This is a genomic window from Rhizobacter sp. P2_H2 (assembly GCF_056403375.1).
This window is the reverse complement of record NZ_JBFUFP010000201.1, coordinates 1-7,046: the sequence shown is the minus strand read 5'-3', so window position 1 is coordinate 7,046 and position 7,046 is coordinate 1. Positions and strand designations below refer to the sequence as shown.

Here is a 7,046-nt window from a genome sequence, read left to right as displayed (position 1 = left end):
CTGTATGCTGGCCTGTTCGACGGCGACGAGCGTGCCGAGCTGGCGCTGCCGGCGAAGCGCAAGGCCTATGTGCACGTGGTGCGCGGCAGCGTCGAGGTGAACGGCCAGGCGCTGTCCGCCGGTGATGCGGCGATGCTCGACGACGAACCGGCGGTGCGCATCGGCGCCGGGCGCGATGCCGAGGTGCTGGTTTTCGACCTGCAGTGATCCCTTTCTTCAACCAAGGACGACCCATCATGTTCGAACGACTCCAGAACCCGCTCGCGCTCGCTGCGCGCATCCTGCTGGCCTTGATGTTCGTGCTGGCCGGCTTCAGCAAGCTGACCGGCTTCGAGGGCACGGTCGGCTACATCGCGTCGAAGGGCCTGCCGCTGCCGCAGGTCGGCGCGGTGATCGCGCTGCTGGTCGAGATCGTCGGCGGCATCGCGCTGATCGTCGGCTGGAACGCCCGCTGGGCTGCTGCCGTGCTGGCGGTGTTCACGCTGGCCGCCACGGTGATCTTCCACAACTTCTGGGCCGTGCCGGCCGAGCAGGCGATGGTGCAGAACCTGATGTTCATGAAGAACATCTCGGTGATCGGCGGGCTGCTCGCGATCGTGGCCTTCGGGGCCGGTGCGCTGAGCCTGGATGCGAAGCGCCGCTGATGACGATCGACGCCCACCTGCACCGGCGGCCCGCGGCGGCTGACCAACCGGCCAGCGCGCTGACGCTGCTCACGTTACTCACCAACGGCCGCCATGCTTGGGCCGCCGACGTGGATCGCACGCTCGGCAGCAGCGATGCCGCGCCGAGCCCGCACGACCTGCTGGACTCGGCGCTGGCCGCCTGCACCACGCTGACACTGGAGCTCTACATCCGCCGCAAGGCGCTGGCCGTGCGCTCGCTGCACGTGCAGGTGGACCACGTCGAGACGCGTGGCGACGACGGCGGCGTGCGCTACCAGATGCAGCGCCGCATCCACATCGACGGTGATCTGGCCGAGGCCGATCGGACCCGCCTGCTCGAGATTGCCGGCAAGTGCCCGATCCACCGGGTACTCGAGGGGCAGACTCGGATCGAGACGACGCTGACGTAGCGGGCCGGGGCGTCATCCCCGTTAAAGTTGCCGCCATGGACATCATCCTGAAGCTCGTGGCGGTGCTGCCCTGGACGGACTGGGCCGCCCTGGTGGCGTTCTTCTGCGCCTGGGCCGGCTACATCTGGTTCGCGCACCGCCGCGCGCTGACGCAGCCGTCGATCCTCGCGTCGACGAACCGGGTGCGCCGCGAATGGATGCTGCAGACCACCTACCGCGAGGTGCGGGTGATCGACGGCGTCGTGCTGCAGAACCTGTCGACCAGCCCGTCGTTCTTCGCGTCGACCACCATCCTGATCATCGGCGGCCTGCTGGCGGTGCTGGGCACCAGCGACAAGGCCACCGAGATCGTGCGCGACCTGCCGTTCGCGGCCCGCACCTCGGTGCTGGTGTTCGACCTGAAGGTGGTGCTGCTGCTGGGCATCTTCGTCTATGCGTTCTTCCGCTTCACGTGGTCGATGCGGCAGTACACCTTCGGCGCGCTGTTGATCGCCGCGGCGCCGGAGGCAGCGCAGTTGCTCGAACAAGGCTCCGACGGCGAGGTGCGCCGGCAGGCCTTCGCGAAGAAGGCGGGCGGCGTGGTCAGCATGGCCGCCGAAACCTTCAACGACGGGCTGCGGGCGTACTACCTGTCATTCGCCGCGGTGGCCTGGTTCTTCTCGCCGCTGATCTTCATGCTCGCGACGGCGGGCGTGGTGTACGTGCTGTACCAGCGCGAGTTCAGGTCGGACGTGCTGGCGGTGTTGAACAGCTGATCACCGGTTCGTAGTGCGCGCGCTCGCGGCGCAGCGTCAGCGGCAGCGTTCCGTTGCGCTGCACGCCGAACACCTGTCGATGGTCGCTGTCGGTATACGGGGTGATGACCTCGATCTGCAGGCCGAAGGCGTCGGCAGCGATCGCTACCGACAGGTCGCCCATGTCGTGGAACCAGCTGCCTGACGTGCGAAGATCCTTGAGCATTGCGCGGCGCTCGTCGTCGTCGGACGGAAGGGTCAGCAGGTACTGCTTCTCGTCCGGAACGTCGTGCACCGACGCGTGGCGCCAGAGGGTGTACTCGCGCTCGACATGGGCCGCCATCTGCAGGCGCATCTCGCGGGGCGTTGACGGACCGGCCGCCGCGGTATTGCCACCCAGGTGCCTGGCACCGGCGATCATCGAGTGGAACGCACAGTCACCATCTCCCCGCACGCCCTCGGTATGCGCATCGGCAAAGTACCTTGGATCGATGCGAACCGGCGGAGGACGGACGGTGTCGGTGCGGTCGGCGGCGGCATGCTCGTCGACCTTCTGCCAGTAGACCTGCTCCACGGTCTTCAGGTCGTCACGGAAGCATTGCTCGATGCCCTCGATGCCGACCACGTTGAAGAAGGCATCCTGGCCCTCGGGCGTGATCAGGTCCGGGAACGTCGCGCAAGTCTCCTTCGCCTGTTGGCGTGCCTTCCTCGCGATGCTCGCGGCGGGCTCGCCGCCCGGGGGCTCGGCCTCCGGTTCCCGCGTTCTCTTCTTCCCTGTCACCGATCCCACGCTCATGCCTTGCTTCCGCGGCCAGATCCACCTGGCGCGAGCACTTGGTAACGCCACGGGCGAAGCCGTTCCGCCGCCGGTTCAAATGGCCCGCGTCAGCCCACGTCCCGCGCCAGCCGCAGCCCGCTGAACTGCCACTGCACCTCCGGCGGGAAGAAGTTGCGGTAGCTGGCCCGCGCATGCCCGGCTGGCGTCGCGCACGAGCCGCCGCGCAGCACCATCTGCTGGCTCATGAACTTGCCGTTGTACTCGCCGACCGCGCCGGGCAGCGCCTTGTAGCCGGGGTAGGGCAGGTAGCTCGACTGCGTCCATTCCCAGACGTCGCCGAACAGCTGCGACGGTGCATCGGCCGGCGCATCCGCCGCCGGCATCGGGTGGAAGGCGCCGCTGTCGGCGAAGTTGGCGCGCGCCTGCGGCTTGGTCTGCCGGGCCGCGAACTCCCATTCGGCCTCGGTCGGCAAGCGCGCGCCGGCCCAGCGCGCGTAGGCGTCGGCCTCGAAGTAGCTCAGGTGGCAGGCCGGCGTGTGCGGGTCGACGGCCATCTCGCCATGCAGCGTGTGCGTGAACCACGCGTCGCCCTCGCGCCGCCAGTACAGCGGCGCCTGGTGGCCGCCGTTGCGCACCCAGTCCCAGCCGAGCGAGAGCCACAGCTCCGGCCGCTGGTAGCCGCCGTCGTCGATGAAGGCCATCCACTCGCCATGGCTGACCGGTCGCGACGCGAGCTCGAACGGCGCGATGAACGTGCGGTGGCGCGGCGTCTCGTTGTCGAAGCAGAACGCGCCGTCGCGCTCGGGGTCGTGGCCCAGCTCGAACAGGCCACCGCCGTAGCCGAACCAGCGCAGCGCCTGCGCTTGCACCGCGGTCATCGGCCAGCGCTTGCCGTAGCCGGGGTGGCCGGGGCTGAACGACAGCGCGTGCTTGATGTCGGTCAGCAGCAGCTCCTGGTGCTGCTGTTCGTGGTGCAGGCCGAGCGTGACCAGCGCGGCCAGTTCCGCATCGCCGCCGCGCTGCGCGATCAGCGCCTGCATGCGCGCATCGACATCGGCGCGGTAGCGCAGCACGTCGGCCAGTGCCGGGCGCGTCACCAGGCCTCGTTTGGCGCGCGGGTACTGGTCGCCGATGCCGTTGTAGTAGCTGTTGTAGAGCACGCGGAAGCGCGCGTCGTGCGGCTGGAACTCGCGCTCGAAGCGCTCCAGCAGGAAGGTCTCGAAGARCCAGGTGACGTGCGCGAGGTGCCACTTCGTCGGGCTCGCGTCGGGCATCGACTGCACCTGGCAGTCTTCGGGCGACAGCGGCGCGGCCAGCGCGAGGCTGGTCTCGCGAACCTGGGCATACCGATTGCCGAGCGGACTGTTCGGCTGGACGGGAAGGCTGCCGCTGCGGGGCAAGCTGTGGGACTGCATCGGTGTCTCCTGCGCCGTCGGTCGGCGCCGATCGCAGCGACCTTACACCGATCTCGCCGGCAGCAGTGCCGCGTCGACGGATTCCCTTTCATCGAACACGAAACAGTGGCCGTCGAAGTGCCTGCCGCCGGCCTCCTCGAAGTATTTCAGGATGCCGCCCTCGAGCTGCAGCACGTTCTCGACGCCGGCCTCGGCCATGAACAGCGCCGCCTTCTCGCAGCGGATGCCGCCGGTGCAGTAGCTGACCACCGTCTTGCCCTGCAGCTCGGCCGCATGCGCGCGCAGCGCCTGCGGGAATTCGGTGAACTTGGTGATGCGCCAATCGATCGCGTTCTCGAAGCGGCCGTGGTCCACCTCGAAGGCGTTGCGGGTGTCGAGCATCACCACCTCGCGGCCGCTGTCGTCATGGCCGGCATCGAGCCAGCGCGCGAGCGTCCGCGCGTCGACCGCCGGGGCGCGCCCCGATTCGGGCCGGAACTGCGGGTGGTTCATCCGGATGATCTCGGGCTTGACCTTCACCAGCAGCTTGCCGAACGGCACCGCATCCGACAGGCTCTCCTTCGGCGCCAGTGCCGCGAAGCGCGCGTCGCCGCGCAGCCAGGCCACGAAGCCGCGCACCGCGTCGGGCGCGCCGGCCAGGAACAGGTTGATGCCCTCTTCGGCGAGCAGCACCGTGCCCTTCAGGTGGTGACCGGCTGCTTGTGAGCGAATGCTCTCGCGCAGCGCCTGCGTGTCCGTCAGGGTCACGAACAGGTAGGCGGAGATGTTGAGGATGGGTTTCATATTCGTGCGAAGCCCGGCATTTTACGGAGCGCAGGCTCTCTAAAATCGCCCGATGGCTTTCATCCACCTGCGCACCCACACCGAGTTCTCCGTCGTCGATGGCACCCTGCGGATCGACGAGCTGGTGGACGCMGCCGCGCAGGACCACCAGCCGGCCCTCGCGATCACCGACCTGTCGAACCTGTTCGGCGCGGTCAAGTTCTACAGCGCCGCCCGCAAGAAGGGCGTGCAGCCGATCATCGGTGCCGACATCTGGCTCGAGCCCGACACCACCGTCGGCGAGAAGAACCCGAGCCGCCTGCTGCTGCTGGTGCAGAGCGCGGCGGGCTACCACAACCTGTGCGAGCTGCTGTCGCGCGGCTGGGTGCTGAACGCGCAGCGCGCGCAGGCCTGGCACAAGCTCGACTGGCTGCAGGAACTCAACGGTGGGCTGATCGCGCTGTCGGGCGCCGAGATGGGCTCGATCGGCCAGGCCCTGATGGCGCAGGACACCGCGCGTGCCACCGCGGCGGCGCAGAAGCTGGCCGCGATCTTCGACAAGCGCTTCTACCTCGAGCTGCAGCGCGCCGGCCAGCCGACCAACGAGGCCCATGTGCGCGCCGCGGTGCCGCTGGCGGCCGCGCTGCGCCTGCCGGTGGTCGCGACGCACCCGGTGCAGTTCCAGACGCCGGACGACTTCGAGGCCCACGAGGCCCGCACCTGCATCGCCGAGGGCGAGACGCTGACCAACCCGCGGCGCGTCAAGCGCTTCACGCGTGAGCAGTACTTCAAGTCGCAGGCGCAGATGGAGGCCTTGTTCGCCGACCTGCCGAGCGCGCTCGCCAACAGCGTCGAGATCGCGAAGCGCTGCAGCCTGACGCTGGTGCTCGGCAAGCCGCAGCTGCCCGATTTCCCGACGCCCGAGGTCAATGGCGAGCGCATGGCGCCCGAGGCCTACTTCCGCTACGCATCGCACGAGGGGCTGAAGGAGCGCATGCTGCACCTGTACCCGGACGCGGCGCAGCGCGAGCGCGAGATGTCGCGCTACGTGGACCGGCTCGATTTCGAGATCAATACGATCCTGAAGATGGGCTTCCCCGGTTACTTCCTGATCGTGGCCGACTTCATCATCTGGGCCAAGACCCACGGCTGCCCGGTCGGCCCGGGCCGCGGCTCGGGCGCCGGCTCGCTGGTGGCCTATGCGCTGAAGATCACCGACCTGGATCCGCTGCGCTACAACCTGCTGTTCGAGCGCTTCCTGAACCCCGAGCGGGTCTCGATGCCCGACTTCGACATCGACTTCTGCCAGGGCAACCGCGACCGCGTCATCGACTACGTGAAGGACAAGTACGGCCGCGAGGCCGTCAGCCAGATCGCGACCTTCGGCACGATGGCGGCCAAGGCCGCGCTGCGCGACGTGGGCCGCGTGCTCGGCATGGGCTACGGCCACGTCGACGGCATCGCGAAGCTGGTGCCGGCACCGCCCGGCAAGACCGTCACGCTGAAGCGCCCCGGCGACAAGCCCGACAGYGGCATCATCTACGCGCGCACCGAGGCGCCGGAGCTCGAGGAGCGCGAGAAGAACGAGGAAGAGGTCGCCGAGCTGCTCGCGCTGGCCGAGCGTGTCGAGGGCATGGTGCGCAACATCGGCATGCACGCCGGCGGCGTGCTGATCGCGCCCGGCAAGATCACCGATTTCTGCCCGCTGTACATGCAGCCCGGCAGCAACAGCGCGGTCAGCCAGTTCGACAAGGACGATGTCGAGGCGATCGGCCTGGTCAAGTTCGACTTCCTGGGCCTCGCGACGCTGACCATCCTCGAGATGGCGAAGGACTTCATCGTCGCGCGCCATCCGTCGCGCAAGGATTTCGCGTTCGAGAAGATCCCGCTGACCGACMGCGGCGCCTACCAGCTGATGAGCGAGGGCAAGACGGTGGCCGTGTTCCAGCTGGAATCCACCGGCATGCAGCGCATGCTGAAGGATGCGAAGCCGAGCGTCTTCGAGGACATCATCGCGCTGGTGGCGCTGTACCGCCCGGGCCCGATGGACCTGATCCCGAGCTTCTGCGCGCGCAAGCACGGCCGCGAGGAGGTCGAGTACCCGCACCCGCTGATGAAGGAGGTGCTGGAAGAGACCTACGGGATCATGGTCTACCAGGAGCAGGTGATGCAGGTCGCCCAGCGCCTGGGCGGCTACTCGCTCGGCGGCGCCGACCTGCTGCGCCGCGCGATGGGCAAGAAGAAGCTCGAGGAGATGGTCAAGCACCGAGCGACCTTCGCCG

Annotated in this window: 8 protein-coding genes; 5 read left to right on the top strand and 3 right to left on the bottom strand. The window is 68.5% G+C overall.

The features are described from left to right. From AC1D15_RS13140 to AC1D15_RS13125, 4 genes are all read left to right on the top strand, one after another. A partial coding sequence (locus tag AC1D15_RS13140; protein ID WP_477826324.1) for a pirin family protein occupies positions 1-207 on the top strand: 207 nt, incomplete at its 5' end. Between the two features lie 29 nt (positions 208-236). Next, on the top strand, positions 237-644 hold the full coding sequence (locus AC1D15_RS13135; RefSeq protein WP_465114012.1) for a DoxX family protein: 408 nt from the start codon (positions 237-239) through the stop codon (positions 642-644). Beyond that, positions 644-1,075, top strand: a complete 432-nt coding sequence (locus AC1D15_RS13130; RefSeq protein ID WP_477826323.1) for an OsmC family protein — start codon at positions 644-646, stop codon at positions 1,073-1,075. The genes AC1D15_RS13135 and AC1D15_RS13130 overlap by 1 nt, the downstream gene beginning before the upstream one ends. Before the next feature lie 35 nt (positions 1,076-1,110). After that, entirely contained in the window at positions 1,111-1,830 is a 720-nt protein-coding gene (locus tag AC1D15_RS13125; RefSeq protein ID WP_047505823.1) for a DUF599 domain-containing protein, read from the top strand. Here the strand turns inward: AC1D15_RS13125 and AC1D15_RS13120 are convergent. The 3 genes from AC1D15_RS13120 to AC1D15_RS13110 form a co-directional block, all read right to left on the bottom strand. Beyond that, positions 1,796-2,605: an OTU domain-containing protein gene (locus AC1D15_RS13120; protein WP_477826322.1), complete on the bottom strand. Its 810-nt coding sequence runs from the start codon at positions 2,603-2,605 to the stop codon at positions 1,796-1,798. The two genes, AC1D15_RS13125 and AC1D15_RS13120, sit on opposite strands and share 35 nt — an antisense overlap. An 89-nt stretch (positions 2,606-2,694) precedes the next feature. Continuing rightward, on the bottom strand, positions 2,695-4,002 hold the full coding sequence (gene egtB / locus AC1D15_RS13115; RefSeq protein WP_477826321.1) for an ergothioneine biosynthesis protein EgtB: 1,308 nt from the start codon (positions 4,000-4,002) through the stop codon (positions 2,695-2,697). Positions 4,003-4,044: 42 nt separating this feature from the next. Further along, positions 4,045-4,785: a sulfurtransferase gene (locus tag AC1D15_RS13110; protein ID WP_477826320.1), complete on the bottom strand. Its 741-nt coding sequence runs from the start codon at positions 4,783-4,785 to the stop codon at positions 4,045-4,047. Positions 4,786-4,837: 52 nt separating this feature from the next. Between AC1D15_RS13110 and dnaE the strand changes: the two genes are divergently transcribed. After that, on the top strand, positions 4,838-7,046 hold a 2,209-nt coding region (dnaE, locus tag AC1D15_RS13105; RefSeq protein WP_477826319.1), incomplete at its 3' end, for a DNA polymerase III subunit alpha.